This is a genomic window from Streptomyces sp. NPDC058295, from assembly GCF_042880655.1.
Lineage (GTDB): Bacteria > Actinomycetota > Actinomycetes > Streptomycetales > Streptomycetaceae > Streptomyces > Streptomyces coriariae.
Window position 1 is genome coordinate 185,238 of record NZ_JBHVYO010000001.1, and the last position, 15,626, is coordinate 200,863.

Here is a 15,626-nt window from a genome sequence, read left to right on the forward strand (position 1 = left end):
ATGAAGTTCTATCCGTACAAGCGGCTCAACCGTCCCATTGCCCTGAGGGTGACCTCGGTCTCCCTGAAGCTGCCCGACGGCACGCGTGACTACCTGGACACCTCGGCATACTCCACACCCCAGCGGACCGTGGCGCTGGGAGTGGCGCAGCACGAGGACTGGGTGACCGGCAGGATCGGCCTGTCCGCCACTCTTCCTCCCGGCGCCACCGACCCCGACGCCCCGTGGAGCGACCTGCAGGTCCTGGCGGTGCTCACCGACGGTGACACCAACGTGCGAACCACGGTCGACCTGCGGCAGGACGCCCCGGGCAGCAAGGAGTGGTCCGGTCAGATCGAGGTACTCCGCGACGACCATGTGGGCCGCGCCGAACTGGCGGCCCACGCCGTGGCCACGGTCGACGGTGTGCGAGGCAGGACGATCACCGAGACCGACGTCCAGTGGACGGTCGACGTGGCCGCCGAGGAGCCCCTCGGAGGCCTGCGACTCGACGTGAAGCAGGCGAGCTTCTCCAAGAGTGCCCGGGAGTGGCTGCGCCCGTACGCAGAGGCGCCGTGGATCGTCGACGCCTCGGGCCGGTTGCCGTTGGTGATGGTCAACACCGATGTGGAGGGGTTCTCAGATCTGCTCGGCGGCGAGACCGGGGGGATGGAGAACAAGGTCCACGAGTTGCTGGTCTCCCAGATGGCCACGGACGTGTGGACGGCTGTGTTCCACAGTGCCGTCGGCGACCTGGAGGTCGAGCCCGACGGCTCGCCGGTCTTCCCCGGAGACTGGCGGGGAGAGGTGTTGCGGGAGATGCTCCCCGACGTGGTGCCGGGCCTGAGCGTCGAGGAGGCGCTCCGTCAGGTGCACCGTCGCCGGACCGGTGACGCGGGATGGGTGGAACTCCAGACCCGTGTGCACTACGCCGCCGTGCGCCGCGCCGGTGCCCGCCAGGCACTGGCTCACGTACTGCGCGCGCTCCAACAGAACAACCGAGAGGACAGCCGGTGATCGAGCAGCCGCATCACCTTCCCGAGCGGCTCGGTCTGCTCTCCGCGACGGCCGCCGACCCCTTCCTCACCGAGGACCTTCTCCGGGGGATACAGGGGCATGGGGGTGTCGACCTGGCGAAGGTCGTCGAACCGCTGCCCGAGGATGACGCCCGGTGGCTGGTGGAACCCCTCAGGGAGCTCGTCGACGACGCGTTGCACCAGTTCAAGGACAACCGGACGGACGCCGACGCCTGGCTCGCCCCCCGTCTGCACGCCGCTCTGCGTCTCACCCGGCGGGAAGCCGCCGACAAGAGGATCTGGAACCACCTCGCGCTTGCCGTCGCGCCGGACTACGTGGCGTGGCGACACCTGATCACGTCCTCGGCGGGTCGGGCCGAACCTCGCATCAACCCGGCGCGCTTCAAGGGCGCTCCCGACCGGCAGTGCTTCTCACGGCTGTGGTGGGCGGCGGAGATGTTCCGCAACGGTGGGGACTACTCGCCGGTGGTGAAGGCCTGTTCCAACCAGGAACTCCTCCACTACGCGCTTCGCGTGGAGCTGGTCGACCACCGCCCCACTGCTCAGGCCTTGGTTCGGGTGATGGAACAGGGGGTCGTGAGCGGCACTCGGGAGGTCAACGGCCTGGTGGCGGCGATCAATACCGCCGGTGCCACCTTGGTGTACGACGCGCTCGCCCCGGACGAGCCGCGGGACCCCGAGGCGCTCCGCCAGTGGATCGCGGACGCCGGGTCCGCGCTCCCGGTACCGCGCCACGACCTGCCTGACGGACCCGCCGAGGAGCCGGCTCCGGAGAAGTCGGTGACCGCGCTGGTCGAGTACTTCACCGATCTGTTCGAGACGGCCCCGGTCAGAGGTCGGACCATCCAGCTCTGAGAGGGAGTGGTCATCTGCCGGTGAGCGGATGGCCCTCCCACTGCCCGTGCAAGCGGACCCTCACCGGCTCGCCGGGCTGCCAGGCCTCCAGGTCGGCCGCGGCCTCCTCCAGCCTGGCGCGGGCTGCCTCGCCGGTCAGATCCGGTTCGAGGACCTGCCGCAGCACGTGCAGGGCGAGCCGGGGCGGTACGGCGTTGCCGATCTGCTGAGACTGGTCGCCGCCCCTCCAGGGATACGCGACCGGGAACGTCTGGAGCACGCCCGCCTCGGCGAACGTGAAGCGGTCGAACCGGGGGAGTGCCGTGTCGGTGCCCTGGTGGACCAGGCGATTCCGCGACACCTTCCCCGTGATCGTCGAGGATGGTGCGTCGTGGTCGCGGCGGCCACGTGCGCTGGGATCGCCGCCGGTGCCGTAGTTGGAGACGACGGTGAAAGCGGGGCGGTCCGGCAGGTCGGGCGCGATGCTCCGTGCCTTCTTGAGGGCGGCTTCCATGGACACCCACGATGCCTTCGGCGTCCTGCCGGGGCTGTCGTCCGTGGCGTCCCAGAGAGCGTCCTCATGCCTGTGCTTCGCCGACCCGGAGGGGGCGGCCCGCGGGCGGTAGCGCTCGTGGGTCTCGGCCACCTCGGGGATGTCGGTCTCCCCGAGCCGGGCCATCAGCACCGCGCGCTTCCGGGTCTGCGGAACTCCGAACGCCTCGGTCAGCATCAGCTGGGTCCTGGTTCGGTAGCCGAGGGTCGCAAGAACCTCGGCGTACTTCTCCCACACCGGCATCACGGCTTGGACCTGTTCCAGGACGACAGCCTCGTAGGGCTCCGATCCCGGACGTCGACTCCGCTCGATCACCCACCACAGCGGCTGGAGCACGAGCCCCGTCCGTTCGTCGCCCAGCTCTTCGAGCCTGACCTTGCAGGCATCGATCTCGCATCCCAAGGCGCTGATCTCCTCGATCGCACGCTTGAGGTCCGTGTCTTCGACCCCCGGGTCGGTGCCGAGCTTCTCGAGGAAGGCCTCGACTTCCTTCGCGGAGTTGCCGCGCTCCGCCAGGCTCTTCCGGAGAGTCTTGCGCAGCGTGGTGCGGCGCCCCTCGGCCTCACGCTTCTTGCCCTTGACCTCCTGGGCCAGGACGGCCTTTCGTCGGAGTTCCTCGGAGATCGCGCGCCAGGTCCGGAAGATCTCCTTCCACTCCCTGTCGTCCGCGCGCACGGCGTCGTGAAGACGTTCGATGTACCCCAAGACCTGGTCCAGCGCTCTGCGACCGGCTCCGTGCCCGGCGACGGTGAAGGTCTGGCAGGGAGGGCCACCGGTCAGGACCTGGGCGCGGGGGAAGAAGGCTGCCCGGTACTTCCTTACGTCGCCGATGAAGGTGTCCATCCCCGCCGCGCCGCGGGTGGCACACGCGTTGCTGTCCCACTCGATGCCGGTGACCCGGTGGCCCAGGACGTCCGCGGCCACATCCAGTCCACCCGGTCCCGCGAACAGGTCCATGATGCGGAAAACCGCAGGTGGGGTGGGTGCGTTCTCGATGTGGCTCATGGGCTTGAAGTGTAGCCGGCGATGGAGGCCGACATTCCCGTCTTGCCTAGGCACGGGCGGGCGACCGCAACGCCGTCGCGATGGCCGTGCCGAGAGCTCTTCCCACCGGGGGAGGGGTGGCGTGACCGATCTGCCGATACCGGGCCGTCTTCTGGCCCATGATCCGCCACTCCGGAGGGAAGGACTGCAGCACGGCCGCCTGGTCCACCGTGAGTTTCACCATCTGGGCCGTGTCGTCCGAGCGCAGCCACGCGTAGTCCGGCCCCGGCACGTCGTCGGCGAACGCGCCGCCGTTCACGCCCATCCGCGCCCAGGCCCTCTTCGTGCCGCTCGGGCCGAGGTCCGGGCCGCCCCGGTTGTCCGATCCTCCGACGAGGGTCGGCGCCACGGCCAGCGCCTGGTCCGCCCAGGCATCGGCCTCGGGCCAACCCCGCGCGCCCATGGAGCGGCGCAACGCCCGACCGACCGAGACCCGCTCGCTCACCGTCGGCTCCGGCGGAACGAATGCGTGGAACCAGGGTTCTTTGAGCGCCACGAGGACGCCCTGTAGCCGCTCCTGCGGAACGCCGAAATCAGCCGCGTTCAGTACGAACCACCGGAACCGGTAGCCGAGATGTGTCAGTTCGGCCTCGACGAACTCCCGCACCTCCGCATACGCGGGCGAGTCGACGAGAGCGGGCAGGTTCTCCAAGAGCACGGCGCGCGGCTGGATCGCGTGGACCAGATAAATCGTGGCAGTGAGCAGCCGCAGTTCGGGCTCGCTGTCCGACCGCCCCACCGCGGCCGCGGACTTCACCCGGGGCAGGCCCGCCGAGAGCAGATCGACGTCCAGGGTCTCTGGGTGCTCCTCCGGCAGGAACTCGATCAGGTCCTCGCAGACGATCTTCCACCGCGGCCGGTTGGTCAGCAGCGTTTCGCACGCCTGGCGCTTGTTGTCGAGCAGGAGCACCGGCGAGAAGCCCGCGCTCTCCAGCCCTGACGCCAGGCCGCCCGCACCCGCGCAGACATCCACGAAACTCAGTCGGTCGGTCATTCGCTCCCCCTCTGTCCTTCACGCGGTCCGACGACCGCGTTCTCCCCTCGCGATGTCCCGCCGCCGCTTCTCCAGGTCCACCGCCGCCCGTACCGTGGCTGCCACCTCGTCGGGCGGCACGTGCTCCCAGAACCTCAGGACCGTCCAACCCTGGGCGGCGAGGTGCTCGGTGGTCTCTCGATCACGGCCCATGTTCCGGTCCAACTTGGTGCGCCACCACTCCGCGTTGGCCTTCGGCTGCGTGGCGTGCTGCGGGCAGCCGTGCCAGAAGCAGCCGTCGATGAGAACCGCCACCTTTGCCCGGGGGAACGCCACGTCGATCCGTCGTCGTGGCATGCCGGGGACGGGGTACTCCACGCGGTAGCGCATGCCGGTTGCGTGCAGGAGTCGTCGTACGGCCAGCTCGACACCGGTGTCCTTGCTCGCCTGCCTGCTCATGCGGGCCGAGACGCCGGGAGAGGAGGGCGTCACGCTGTTCACTGTCGTCATGCCTCACGAATGCATGTGGTCACGGTCGATGATCGCCTTGCACGAGGACTCCCGGCACCGGCGCGTCGCATGTGCGTGTGCTGGAGGCTGAGAGTCCCAGGAGCGCCACGGCGCCGGGTCTTGAGCCCTCAAGCCCTTGAGGCCCCGTGGCACGCTTCATAGCCGTTCCCCGACCCGCACCAACATCCAGCCCCCCGCTCCGGCGGCCACCCCACCGCCCGCCCCCGCGCCGCCAGTGTCGTCGCGTACTGCGGCAGCAGATCCGTGTCGGCCGGGGACGTGCCCTCCGAGGCCGCGAAGGCCTCGTAAGACGGAACCGTGCCGGTGACGATGCCGAGGTTGGCCGTGCCCGAGGCGGACAGTTCGGTGAGGGACGCCTCTATGCCTGCCAGGTGCTCGTCGTGGGAGGGGTACTCCTCCGACAGGGACGGGTACGCGGCGATGAGCTCAGCCAGTTCGTCTGCCGGCCAGTGCAGGACGGCCACCGGGAACGGGCGGGAGAGTTCCTCGCGGTACGCGCCGAGCTCCGCGCGCAGGCGGGAGATCTCCGCCTCCAACTCCGCCGGGTTGTCCGAGCCCAGGGACCAGACGCGCTTCGGGTCGTGGAGCTCGTCCAGGGAGACGGGGGAGGAGTGGAGGGTGTCGGCCAGGACGTCCCAGTCGTCGTGGGCCGCGCCCAGCATGCGGCGTACCCGATGGCGGCCGAAGAGCAGAGGGTGGGAGGCGTGCGGAGGGGGTTCGGGCACATCCGCCAGGAGCAGGGTCACCCCCTCCGTGAACGTCTTCTGCGCCGCCTCCAGCTCGTCGTGGGCTTCCAGCGACTCCGCGACGATCACCCAGGGGGCCGGGTCGCGGGGGGCCGCGGCCCGGATACCGTCGATGATGGCTCGGGCCTCGGCCTCGTGGCCGTACTCCCACAGGTTGGCGGCCTTCAGGGCGCGGACCAGGTGGGGGGCTTCCAGGTTCTCCGGACCCTCCGAGGAGGACAGGAGACGGTCGTACAAGGTCGTCGCGGCGGGACGGTCGCCGGCCAGTTCCAGGTGGGCCGCGGCCTGCAACAGCAGGGCTTCCGCGTCCTCGGGATACAGGCCGGCGGTCCGCTCCAGGCGTGCCGCTTCGGCGGTGTGGTCGACGTTCTCGGCAGGCGTGTCGGGGCGCATGGTTGACACCGTAGCGCCGCCCGGTGACGAAAGAGAGATATCTGCTGGCCAGAGCCGCAGATCAGCTCCCCGAGTCGGTCAGGGACCGCGGGGCGGTGGCGATCAGCAGCGCCCGGCCGTGCGGGGCAGCACCAAGCAGCGCCCGGCAGCACCAGACCGTGCCGGGCAGCACCAAGCAGTACCAGGCAGCGCCCGGCCCTGTCGGCCCTGTCCGGCCGTGTCCGGTGGTCCCTAGATCGTCACCCCGTCCACCTGAAGCGTCTGCACCGCGCCCGCCGCGAACGGCACGCTGATCGTCTTGCCGCTCAGGTAGGTGTCCGAGCGGGCCGTGTAGAGGTCGCCCGAGCCGCTCGTCACGGTGTTCCAGCGGGGGACCAGGCCCGACGAGCCGCCCGTCACCGTCGTGAAGCGGGAGAGGTCGAAGGTCAGGGTCTGGGCCGAGGTGGAGGTGTTCGCGGCCACGATCACCAGCCGCTTCGCCGTCTTGTCGATCGCCGCCGCCGCGTAGCTCACGCCCGTGTCGAGGATCGTCATGCCGGGGCGGATGTGCCGGCTGAACTGGGCCATCACGTAGTACTTCGTGGTGACCGCGCCCGCCGCCAGGGTGCTCGCGTCGTACGCGATCATCGCCCAGTTCGTCGACGGGTCCATGACCTGCCAGTAGACCCAGGCCGTCGGGTGCAGCCAGCGGAAGTCGTAGAGCAGGTTGCTCGCCATCGACAGGCCGGTGCCGTCGTTGTCGCCCGATTCCGAGTTCCACAACGCCTTGCCGGCCGTGGTCACCACGTCGGTGTAGAGCAGGTCGCGGCGGCCGCCCGAGCCCTGGTAGCCGTGCACGTTGACCCGGTTCACGTACCCCTTCGTCGTCGACGAGAAGGAGTTCCACGTGGTGCGGGCGAGGTCGTAGCTCGTCTCGTCCGACGCCGAGATCTTCGTCGCGGTCAGGCCGCGCTTGTCCAACTCGCTGCGCATGTACGGGAGTACGGCCGACTGGACGGTCGCGTCCATGTGGCAGCCCTCCTGCGTGCCGGTCGCGGTCCACCAGGACGACGACGGCTCGTTGAAGGGGTCGACGGTCGCGAAGTTCACGCCCCAGTTCGACTTCGCGTACAGCGCGACCGCCGCCAGGTGGGAGGCGTGCTGGCGGTAGTTCCAGGTCTGGAGGTTGTTGCCGCCGCCCGAGGCGCCGGAGGGGTTGTGGTTCGCGCACATCCACCACATGGGGGAGTTGGCGAAGAGCTCGGTCGTCGCGCCGCGCGACACGGCCTTCTGGAGCATCGCGCGCTGAGCCGCGTCCGCCGTCCAGTCCCAGGCCGAGGAGGTGGGGTCCTCGTTGTTCCAGTCCTGCCAGTAGCCCTCGATCTGCTTGAACGCGGGGATGTTGGCGGAGGCCACCATGCTCGAGCCGCTGACCGTGTTCCAGCTGCACGCGCCCAGGTTGTAGCGGGCGATGTTGAGGCCGAGACCGGGGAGGGTCTTGCCGTTGTAGGACACCGACTTGGTGGTGAAGAAGATGTCGGCGAAGTCGTCCCGGGCGCCGAAGACGTTCGCCCACCAGGCGAGGGAGGTGCCCCAGCCCTCCCAGGTTCCGTACGTCGTCGACGGGTTGACCGAAATCGTCGCGTCGGCGTGGGCGGTGCCCGTCGCGAGGGCGCTTCCGAAGAGCGCGCCGCCCGTGGCCGCCAGCAGTGTCCTGCGTCGGATCATGACTTCTCCGCTTCGATCACGTGGAGCAATCGGCTCGTTTCCGATCGACTCCCGGTTGTCCCTGCCGGCGGCGATCGGGTGCGTGAGCGCACTGGAGGCTCAGTGCGTCACGAAGCATCGGGTGCGGTCCGTGGTGTTGTCGAGAGTTATGACAGCCCTTTCTCAAACCTGTGGAGAAAGGCTGGGAAGGGGTTCGAGGGGACGAACGGGCGGGGTGGGAACGGGCCGTGAATGTACGGGTCTGGAGACCTTGTCCCCTTCCCCTTATGGTGCCCGCGTGCGGATACCCCTCGTACAGCGGAGCTTCCTCGGGCAGCGGATCCCCCTCGTGCAGCACAGCACCCGGCGGCGGCGCGCCCGCTACCGGCGGGTGCTCTGGAGCGGTGCCGAAGTCCTCGTCACGGCAGGGGTGTTGGTGTTGCTCCTCGTCGCGCATCAGCTGTGGTGGACCAACCGGGAGGCGAAGGACGGCGCCGAGCGGAGGGTGGAGGAGCTGGAGCGGGAGTGGGGGGCCGTCACGAGCACCGGTGATCCGGCCGGTACCGGCGGGGGCGAACCCGGGACCGGCTCCGCCACCGGGGACGAGGCCGGGGGCGCGCCCTCGGCGTCCGACGGCGGCACCGGACAGGGCGGGACGCACGCGTCGTCCGTCGCGCCGCGCTCCTCCCAGGCCTACGCCGTGCTCCGCATCCCGCGGCTCGGTCTCCGCGTCCCCGTCGCCGAGGGCACCAGCAAGCAGAACGTGCTCAACAAGGGGTACGTCGGCCACTACGCCGGCACCGAACAGCCGGGCCAGGAAGGCAACTTCGCGGTCGCCGGGCACCGCAACACGCACGGCGAGCCCTTCCGGTATCTCAACCGCCTCAGGAAGGGCGACAGGGTGGAGGTGGCGACCCGGAACGCGACCTACACCTACCTCGTCGACAAGGTCCTGCCGCAGACCTCACCCCGCGACTCGGGCGTCATCCGGCCCGTGCCCCGTTCCCTCACCGAGCCCGCCTACGGCTACGACGCCCCCGGCCGCTACCTCACCCTCACCACCTGCACGCCCGAGTACACCTCCCGGTACCGCCTGGTCGTCTGGGGCAGGCTCGTCGCGACCCTGCCCCGGGGGTAGCACGCCGACGCGCCGCCCGGCCCCGCAGATCACGAAGGTGACGCTGATCAGCAGGGCCCAGGAGACCCACTTGGACACGGACACGGGTGCCCAGCCGTGGAGTTGGTACGGGTATCTCCAGGCCCCGAGATAGGTGGCGATGTTCTCCGCCAGCCAGAGGAAGAAGCCGATCAGCGCGAAGGCCAACGCGAGGGGCATCCGGTGCCGGCGCTCGACGATCGTGTAGTGCACCCAGGTTCCCGTGGTCGCCGCCAGCAGCAGGGCGCCGAGGGGCAGACGCAGGTTCGGCAGCCAGTGATGGGTCAGGAAGTTGAGGTACAGCCCGACGGCCAGTGCGGCGGTGGCGCGGGCGCGGTAGCCGGTGACGGTCAGGTCGAGCAGCCGCCGGGCCCGGCAGACGTAACTGCCGACGGCCGCGTACATGAAGCCTCCGTACAGCGGCACCCCGGCGATCTTCGCCAGTCCCGGCTCGGGGTAGCTCCACGACCCCACCCGCACCTTGACCATCTCGAAGGCGAGCCCCAGCACATGGCAGGCCGCGACGACCGCGACCTCGCGCCGGGTCTCCCAACCGAGCAGGAAACCCACGGCGGTCAGCAGCACACCGTAGGCGAGCAGCAGGTCGTAGCGGGTCACCGGCAGGGACGGGAGCAGCGTCGAGACGGCCATGCCGCCGAGCAGCGCGACCGCGAACGCGCAGCAGCGCGCCTGGAGCCGGCCGAAGCGCACCAACTGCCGGGCGAACGTTTCTGCACGCTGCCTGATCCCGTGCGCGGTCGTCGCGTCCGTGGGTGCCCCGGGCGTGGTCGTCTTGTGCATGGTCATGTAGAGCGCTCCGACGGGGGCGGCGGTTGCACCGGGCGTCGCCGTCTCCGCCGAGGACGAGCAGCAGCTGACTGGAGACCAGCAGTCCCCAGGCGGCGGTGATCGGCACCGAGGGTCAGCCCGGCCCAGCGGGCGCAGAGGTGTGGCCGACACTGCGCTCGCTCGGCCGGTGGGGCCGCGAGCACTTCGGTGAGGCCAAGCTGCGGATCTTCCGGCACGCGGACTGCGGCACCGAACTCGGCCCGTACGGCGAATGTCCCACCTGCGGAACTGTCGTACCGGTCCCGGACGTCCTCATGGTGCCGGGACCGGGGCTCGACCCTGATCCGGCGGATCCGGTCAGCCGGTCGCTGCTGAAGCCGAAAAGGCTGCTGGAGCCGATCGAGGCCGGTCAGGTATAACCGACATCAGACAGACAGACAGGCAGAGGTCGGCGCCGAAGGGTGCCGAACAGCACCGGAGACAGCCGGAAGCACCGGCGACGACCGGAGACGGCCGGGTAGCACCGGAGAGAGGGCGAGGCAGTGATCCGTAGTCGGTTCGTCCCGCGTCCCGCCCTCGTCCTGTTCCTCCTCTTCCTCGACGTCGTGCTCCTCGACGCCGGCAGCCTCTCCGCCGCCGTCGCGCTCGCCGCGACCGCCGCGGCCGGCTCCGCCCTGGCCGTCTGCACCCTCGTCGCCGCGCGCAGCGCTCCCGCCGTCCCGCCCACCCGGGTGCGGACGGCCATCAGGGACCGGGCCCGCCGTACGGCCTTCCTGCCGCAACGCGACCCCGACGCCTCCGGCCGCCCCCGCCCCCGGGCGCCCGGCCACGCCCTCCCGACGACCGTCGCGTAGGGCCGCTCTCCACCGTCACGTGGGTGACCCGCGCGGGTCGTCATGCCGTCATCCCGTTCCCGGCACGACGAGACCCCCGGAGGGCTCCCCACTCATGTCCGTTTTCGCCAACCTGGTCGAGCGGCTCGCCGACCTGCTCCACCCCCTGTTCGGCGCCACCGCCGCGGCCGCCGCGATCGTCCTGTTCACCGCCCTCGTACGACTCCTCGTGCACCCCTTGTCCCGCGCGGCCGCCCGTGGTCAGAAGGCCCGCACGGCATTGCAGCCGAGGATCGCCGAACTGCGCAGGAAGCACGCCAAGAACCCCGAGCGGCTCCAGCGGGCGGTGCTGGAACTGCACGCCGAGGAGAAGGTGTCGCCGCTGTCCGGACTGCTGCCCAGCCTCTGCCAGATACCTGCCTTCTTCCTGCTCTACCACCTCTTCTCCAGCTCCTCGATCGGCGGCCAGGACAACGGCCTGCTCGGTCATCGGCTGTTCGCCGCGCCCCTCGGCGACCGCTGGGCGGACGCGCTGGCGGGGGGTGGGCTGTTCGGCGCGGCCGGACTGGTCTACCTCGGGCTGTTCGCCGTCGTCGCGGCCGTCGCCTCCTTCAACTTCGTCCGGGCGAAGCGGGTGCCGCTGCCCCAGGTCGGCGGCGGTGAGGAACTGCCCGGGGTCGGCGCGATCGCCAAGGTCATGCCGTTCCTGTCCTTCTTCACGCTGGTCACCGTGGCCGTCGTACCGCTGGCCGCCGCGCTGTACGTGATCACGAGCACGACGTGGAGCGCGCTCGAACGGGCGGTCCTGTACCGGTGACGGTCCTGCACGGGTAGGCCGTCCTGAACCGGTGACGGTCCAGTCCGTGAACGGGGGCTTGCGGACCGAATCGCGAGCTTGGAGGATCGACCAGTCCTCCGATGGCTGCACCCATCGGACGGGTGCCCCGCGATCGAGGGAGATAGTGACCATGAAGCTGCTGCGAGTCGGTACGGCGGGAACGGAGCGGCCCGCGCTGCTCGACCCCGAGGGGACCCTGCGGGACCTCTCCGGGATCGTCCCGGACATCGACGGAGCGCTGCTCGCCGACGACGAGGCGCTCGGCCGGGTCCGAGAGGCCGCCGAGTCCGGGGAACTGCCGGTGCTGGACGCGACCGGGCTGCGGATCGGACCGCCGCTGGCCCGGATCGGCAAGGTCGTGTGCATCGGGCTGAACTACCACGACCACGCCCGGGAGACCGGGGCCGAGCCGCCCGCCGAGCCCGTCGTCTTCTTCAAGGCGGCGGACACGGTCGTGGGGCCCTACGACACCGTCCTCGTGCCGCGCCGGTCCCTCAAGACCGACTGGGAGGTGGAGCTGGCCGTCGTCATCGGGCGCACGGCCCGCTACCTGGAGTCGGCGGCGGACGGGCTCGCGCATGTCGCCGGATACGCCGTCGCGCACGACGTGTCGGAGCGGGAGTTCCAGATCGAGCGGGGCGGGACCTGGGACAAGGGGAAGAACTGCGAGACGTTCAATCCGCTGGGCCCGTGGCTGGTGACGGCCGACGAGGTCGCCGACCCGCAGGACCTCTCCCTGAAGCTCTGGGTCAACGGGGAGTTGAAGCAGGACGGGACCACGGCCGAGCAGATCTTCCCGGTGGGGGAGGTCGTCCGGTACGTCAGCCAGTTCATGACCCTGTACCCGGGGGACGTCATCAACACCGGGACGCCCGCCGGGGTCGCCCTGGGCGAGCCGGAGCCCAAGCCGTACCTGCGGGCCGGGGACGTGGTGGAACTGGAGATCGCCGGGCTCGGGCGCCAGCGCCAGGAGTTCAAGGACGCGTAAGCGCTCCGCTGGGGGCGGGGAACCGGGGTCGGTCGGTTGTCGGTTGTCGGCTGCGGGCCGGCTGTGGCTGATCGCGCAGTTCCCCGCGCCCCTTCGGGCGCGTTTCACCCGCGCCCCCTTCGGGCGCGGGTCATCCGTGCCCCCTTCGGGCGCGTGTCAGCGCAGGTACTTCTCCAGGAACTGTTCCAGTACCTCCACCACGAAGCGGTGGTCCTCCAGCTGGGGGAGGCCCGAGACCGTCACCGCGCCGATGATGCCCACGCCCTCCACGTTGACGGGGAAGGAGCCGCCGTGCGCCGCGTACTCGTCGGGGTCGAGCCGGGAGGCGTCCTCGAACGTCGTGCCCTTGGCGCGGAAGCGGGAGCCCACCAGGTAGGAGGAGGCGCCGAAGCGTTCCACCACCCGGCGCTTGCGGGCGATCCAGGCGTCGTTGTCGGGCGTCGAACCGGGCAGGGCCGCGTGGAAGAGCTGCTGGCCGGCCCGGTGGATGTCGACGGCGACCGGCGCCTGGCGCTCGCGGGCCAGCTCCACCAGCAGTGAGCCGAGCTCCCACGCGTCGTCGTGGGTGAACTGGCGGAAGACCAGCCGTCGTTCCTGGGCCTGGAGCTCCTCCAGGGTCGGGGTGATCTCCGGGGTGAACTTCGGGGTCATCTGGTGGGTTCCCATCACAGCGTCACCGCCACCTTGTCTCGTGCCGAACGGCGGGCCGCCTCGAGTACGTCCAGAGCGGCGGCCGCCTCGGCGGCGGTCACCGGATTGGGGCCGCCGTCGATCAGTGCCCTGGCCACCGCAGCGTAGTAGGCCGGGTAGTCGCCGGGGAGGGTCTGTTCGGGTCGTCCGCCGCCGGTCAGCGGGGACTCCCCGGCGCCGACGCGGCCCCACAGCTCCTCGGGCTCGGTGCCCCAGCCGGGGGTGCCGTCGGGCCGTCCGCCGTCCCGCAGGGCGGCCTCCTGCGGATCCAGGCCGTACTTCACATAGCCCGCCTTCGAGCCCAGCACCCGGAAACGCGGGCCGAGCTGGGGCGTCGTCGCGGAGGCGTAGAGGTGGGAGCGGACGCCGCTCGCGTGCGTCAGCGCGAGGAAGGTGTCGTCGTCGGTCTCCGCGCCGGGCCGGCGGACGTCCGCCTCGGCGTAGACGGAGACCACCGGGCCGAACAGCACCAGCGCCTGATCGACGAGGTGGCTGCCGAGGTCGTAGAGGAGACCTCCGATCTCTGCGGGGTCGCCGGACTCCCGCCAGCCGCCCTTCGGCAGCGGCCGCCACCGCTCGAAGCGGGACTCGAAGCGCCGGACGTCGCCCAGTTCGCCTTCGGCGAGCAGCTTGCGCAGGGTCAGGAAGTCGTTGTCCCAGCGGCGGTTCTGGAAGACGGAGAGCAGCAGACCGCGCTCCTCGGCGAGAGCGGCCAGCTCGCGCGCCTCGGCCGCGGTGCCCGCGACCGGCTTGTCGACGACGACCGGCAGCCCGGCCTTCAGCGCGGCGGTCGCGAGTGGGACGTGCGTCTTGTTCGGGGACGCGATGACGACCAGGTCCAGCTCGTCGGCCCGGGCGAGGAGGCCGTCGGGGGTGGCGGCGACGCGTACGTCGGGGAACTCGGCGCGGGCCTGCTCCTGCCGCTCGGGGTTCGAGGTGACCACCGTGTCGAGGGCGAGGCCCTCGGTCGCGGCGATCAGCGGGGCGTGGAACACGGATCCCGCGAGGCCGTAGCCGATCAGGCCCACGCGCAGCGGGGCGACGGCCGGGCGAGTGCCCGATCCGGTGCCGATGTCGAGGGCTGTTTCGGAGCCGGTGTCGTCAGTCGTGCGTCCAGTCATGCCAACTACTTTGGCAACGCTGTTGCCAAAGTGCAAGCGCGAGGGACAATGGCAAGGTGAACAGGACGAACGACGGAGGAGACGCGGACCGCACGCCGGAGTCCGAGCCGGAGTCCGGGACAGCGCCCGAGACAGGCCCCGAGACAGGCCCCGAGACGGGTTCCAGCTGGGGGCTCCCGCCGGACCATGAGCCGGGTCCGGAAGCCGACCGCGCGCCGGAGCGGGCGGCGGACGCCGTGACGCGCCGGGCCGCGGGCGTGAACCTGCTGGCCCTGCGCAGCCACAACACAGCGCTGGTGCTCGACCTGCTGCGCACCGCCGGGCCCGAGGGCATCAGCCGGCTGGAGCTCGCCGAGCGCACCGGGCTCACCCCGCAGGCGGTCAGCAAGATCACCGCGCGGCTGCGGGAGGAGGGGCTGGCGACGGAGGCCGGCCGTCGCGCCTCCACCGGCGGCAAGCCGCGTACGGTCCTGCGGCTGGTCCCCGGGGCCGGTCACGCGGTCGGCGTCCACCTCGACCGGGACGAACTGAGGGTGGTGCTGGTCGACCTCGACGGACGTGTGGTGGGCGAGCGGTGTGCCCCGCTGTCGCTGGGCGCGGGGGCGGAGGCGGTCCTGGACGCGCTGCTCGGCGAGGTGACGGAGGTCCTGTCGGAGGCTCTCGGAGGCGGCGCCCTCCTGGCTCCGCTCGGTGTCGGGGTGGCGCTCCCGGGTCCGCTCGACCATGTGCGCGGGGTCCTGCACCGGGTCACCGGCTTTCCCGAGTGGGACGGTTTTCCGCTGCGGGACGTGCTGGCGGCGCGGCTCGGCGTGACGGTGGTCGTCGACAAGGACACCAACGCCGCCGCGCTCGGCCTCGCCGTCGGCGGCGAACGCGGCTCCTTCGCCTGTCTCTACCTCGGGACGGGCCTCGGCGCCGGCCTGGTGATCGGCGACGCCGTGCACCGGGGTGCCCGCACCGGCGCGGGGGAGTTCGGCCACCAGGTCATCCAGCTGGACGGCCCGCTCTGCTCCTGCGGCAACCGGGGCTGTGTCGAGGCGCTGTGCCTGGCGGCCATGGACCGGGGGGACGTGGCCGAGGCGGCGCGGGTGCTCGGCGAGGGCGCCGCGAACCTGGCCGGCCTGCTCGACATCGACGCCGTCCTGCTGGGCGGCCGCACGATCGTGGCCACGCCGGAGCCGTTCGTACGGGGAGTCGCCGCCGTCCTCGAGGCCCACGCACGCCGCGAGGGATCGCGGGAGGGCGCCGTGCCGGTACGGCTCGCCCCCGGCGGGGCCCGCGCCGTCGCGGAGGGCGCGGCGCAGCTGCTGCTGGGTCCGGTGTTCGGACGGCGGGACGGCTGAGCCGACCGATCGGTGCCGCCTCCGCCGAACGAGGGGATTCGTACGGTCGTACGGTGTGCCGGTCCTGCTCGCGGCGTTCCCTCGTGCAGGCT

General features: G+C 71.1%; 14 protein-coding genes and 2 pseudogenes. 8 read left to right on the top strand and 8 right to left on the bottom strand.

The window, feature by feature from the left end; all coding sequences use genetic code 11:
• Together ACFVYS_RS00795 and ACFVYS_RS00800 are read left to right on the top strand one after the other, a co-directional pair.
• Positions 1–996, top strand: a complete 996-nt coding sequence (locus tag ACFVYS_RS00795) for a hypothetical protein (RefSeq protein WP_389497515.1) — start codon at positions 1–3, stop codon at positions 994–996.
• Positions 993–1,871 carry a DUF6339 family protein gene (locus tag ACFVYS_RS00800; protein WP_389497517.1) on the top strand — a complete coding sequence of 293 codons (879 nt, stop codon included), beginning with the start codon at positions 993–995 and terminating at the stop codon, positions 1,869–1,871. The genes ACFVYS_RS00795 and ACFVYS_RS00800 overlap by 4 nt, the downstream gene beginning before the upstream one ends.
• A gap of 10 nt (positions 1,872–1,881) precedes the next feature.
• Here ACFVYS_RS00800 and ACFVYS_RS00805 read toward each other — a convergent pair whose 3' ends face one another.
• The 5 genes from ACFVYS_RS00805 to ACFVYS_RS00825 all read right to left on the bottom strand — a co-directional run bounded on the left by ACFVYS_RS00805 (position 1,882) and on the right by ACFVYS_RS00825 (position 7,797).
• Positions 1,882–3,408 (bottom strand): DNA cytosine methyltransferase, encoded by a 1,527-nt coding sequence (locus ACFVYS_RS00805; RefSeq protein WP_389497519.1) that lies wholly within the window; start codon positions 3,406–3,408, stop codon positions 1,882–1,884.
• 46 nt (positions 3,409–3,454) lie between these two features.
• The gene (locus ACFVYS_RS00810; RefSeq protein ID WP_389497521.1) at positions 3,455–4,441 is read right to left on the bottom strand and encodes a DNA cytosine methyltransferase; all 987 of its coding nucleotides are present in this window, start codon (positions 4,439–4,441) and stop codon (positions 3,455–3,457) included.
• An 18-nt stretch (positions 4,442–4,459) separates the two neighbouring features.
• A complete protein-coding gene (locus ACFVYS_RS00815) occupies positions 4,460–4,930 on the bottom strand; it encodes a very short patch repair endonuclease (RefSeq protein WP_389497523.1) in 471 nt (156 codons plus the stop codon).
• A gap of 128 nt (positions 4,931–5,058) precedes the next feature.
• A complete protein-coding gene (locus ACFVYS_RS00820) occupies positions 5,059–6,090 on the bottom strand; it encodes an SEC-C domain-containing protein (protein ID WP_389497525.1) in 1,032 nt (343 codons plus the stop codon).
• Between the two features lie 231 nt (positions 6,091–6,321).
• Positions 6,322–7,797: a beta-1,6-galactanase gene (locus ACFVYS_RS00825; RefSeq protein WP_389497527.1), complete on the bottom strand. Its 1,476-nt coding sequence runs from the start codon at positions 7,795–7,797 to the stop codon at positions 6,322–6,324.
• Between the two features lie 277 nt (positions 7,798–8,074).
• On the opposite strand from ACFVYS_RS00825, the gene ACFVYS_RS00830 reads away from it, so the two are divergent.
• Positions 8,075–8,914, top strand: a complete 840-nt coding sequence (locus ACFVYS_RS00830) for a class E sortase (protein ID WP_389497528.1) — start codon at positions 8,075–8,077, stop codon at positions 8,912–8,914.
• Positions 8,915–9,007: 93 nt separating this feature from the next.
• Here ACFVYS_RS00830 and ACFVYS_RS00835 read toward each other — a convergent pair.
• A pseudogene (locus ACFVYS_RS00835) lies at positions 9,008–9,739 on the bottom strand (DUF817 domain-containing protein); the annotation flags it as partial.
• Between the two features lie 131 nt (positions 9,740–9,870).
• Between ACFVYS_RS00835 and ACFVYS_RS00840 the strand changes: the two are divergent.
• The 4 genes and pseudogenes from ACFVYS_RS00840 to ACFVYS_RS00855 form a co-directional block, all read left to right on the top strand.
• Positions 9,871–10,140, top strand: a pseudogene (locus ACFVYS_RS00840) (transcriptional regulator); the annotation flags it as partial.
• Positions 10,141–10,263: 123 nt separating this feature from the next.
• Positions 10,264–10,575, top strand: a complete 312-nt coding sequence (locus ACFVYS_RS00845) for a DUF6412 domain-containing protein (RefSeq protein WP_389497530.1) — start codon at positions 10,264–10,266, stop codon at positions 10,573–10,575.
• Between the two features lie 94 nt (positions 10,576–10,669).
• Positions 10,670–11,371 carry a YidC/Oxa1 family membrane protein insertase gene (locus ACFVYS_RS00850; RefSeq protein ID WP_389497531.1) on the top strand — a complete coding sequence of 234 codons (702 nt, stop codon included), beginning with the start codon at positions 10,670–10,672 and terminating at the stop codon, positions 11,369–11,371.
• A gap of 151 nt (positions 11,372–11,522) precedes the next feature.
• Positions 11,523–12,380 (top strand): fumarylacetoacetate hydrolase family protein, encoded by an 858-nt coding sequence (locus ACFVYS_RS00855; protein ID WP_389497533.1) that lies wholly within the window; start codon positions 11,523–11,525, stop codon positions 12,378–12,380.
• A gap of 156 nt (positions 12,381–12,536) precedes the next feature.
• Here the strand turns inward: ACFVYS_RS00855 and ACFVYS_RS00860 are convergent, their stop codons facing one another.
• Positions 12,537–13,046, bottom strand: a complete 510-nt coding sequence (locus tag ACFVYS_RS00860) for a heme-degrading domain-containing protein (protein WP_389497535.1) — start codon at positions 13,044–13,046, stop codon at positions 12,537–12,539.
• On the bottom strand, positions 13,046–14,191 hold the full coding sequence (locus tag ACFVYS_RS00865) for a Gfo/Idh/MocA family oxidoreductase (RefSeq protein WP_389497537.1): 1,146 nt from the start codon (positions 14,189–14,191) through the stop codon (positions 13,046–13,048). Before ACFVYS_RS00865 ends, ACFVYS_RS00860 begins: the two co-directional genes overlap by 1 nt.
• A gap of 56 nt (positions 14,192–14,247) precedes the next feature.
• On the opposite strand from ACFVYS_RS00865, the gene ACFVYS_RS00870 reads away from it, so the two are divergent.
• Positions 14,248–15,534 carry an ROK family protein gene (locus ACFVYS_RS00870; RefSeq protein ID WP_389497539.1) on the top strand — a complete coding sequence of 429 codons (1,287 nt, stop codon included), beginning with the start codon at positions 14,248–14,250 and terminating at the stop codon, positions 15,532–15,534.
• Positions 15,535–15,626: the final 92 nt, after the last annotated feature.

Bases quoted from the DNA above. Each gene is read 5' to 3' on its own strand.
- ACFVYS_RS00865 (WP_389497537.1), bottom strand. From the start codon at position 14,191: ATGACTGGACGCACGACTGACGACACCGGCTCCGAAACAGCCCTCGAC.
- ACFVYS_RS00820 (WP_389497525.1), bottom strand. From the start codon at position 6,090: ATGCGCCCCGACACGCCTGCCGAGAACGTCGACCACACCGCCGAAGCG.
- ACFVYS_RS00810 (WP_389497521.1), bottom strand. From the start codon at position 4,441: ATGACCGACCGACTGAGTTTCGTGGATGTCTGCGCGGGTGCGGGCGGC.
- ACFVYS_RS00855 (WP_389497533.1), top strand. From the start codon at position 11,523: ATGAAGCTGCTGCGAGTCGGTACGGCGGGAACGGAGCGGCCCGCGCTG.
- ACFVYS_RS00795 (WP_389497515.1), top strand. From the start codon at position 1: ATGAAGTTCTATCCGTACAAGCGGCTCAACCGTCCCATTGCCCTGAGG.
- ACFVYS_RS00815 (WP_389497523.1), bottom strand. From the start codon at position 4,930: ATGACGACAGTGAACAGCGTGACGCCCTCCTCTCCCGGCGTCTCGGCC.
- ACFVYS_RS00825 (WP_389497527.1), bottom strand. From the start codon at position 7,797: ATGATCCGACGCAGGACACTGCTGGCGGCCACGGGCGGCGCGCTCTTC.
- ACFVYS_RS00850 (WP_389497531.1), top strand. From the start codon at position 10,670: ATGTCCGTTTTCGCCAACCTGGTCGAGCGGCTCGCCGACCTGCTCCAC.
- ACFVYS_RS00805 (WP_389497519.1), bottom strand. From the start codon at position 3,408: ATGAGCCACATCGAGAACGCACCCACCCCACCTGCGGTTTTCCGCATC.
- ACFVYS_RS00860 (WP_389497535.1), bottom strand. From the start codon at position 13,046: ATGGGAACCCACCAGATGACCCCGAAGTTCACCCCGGAGATCACCCCG.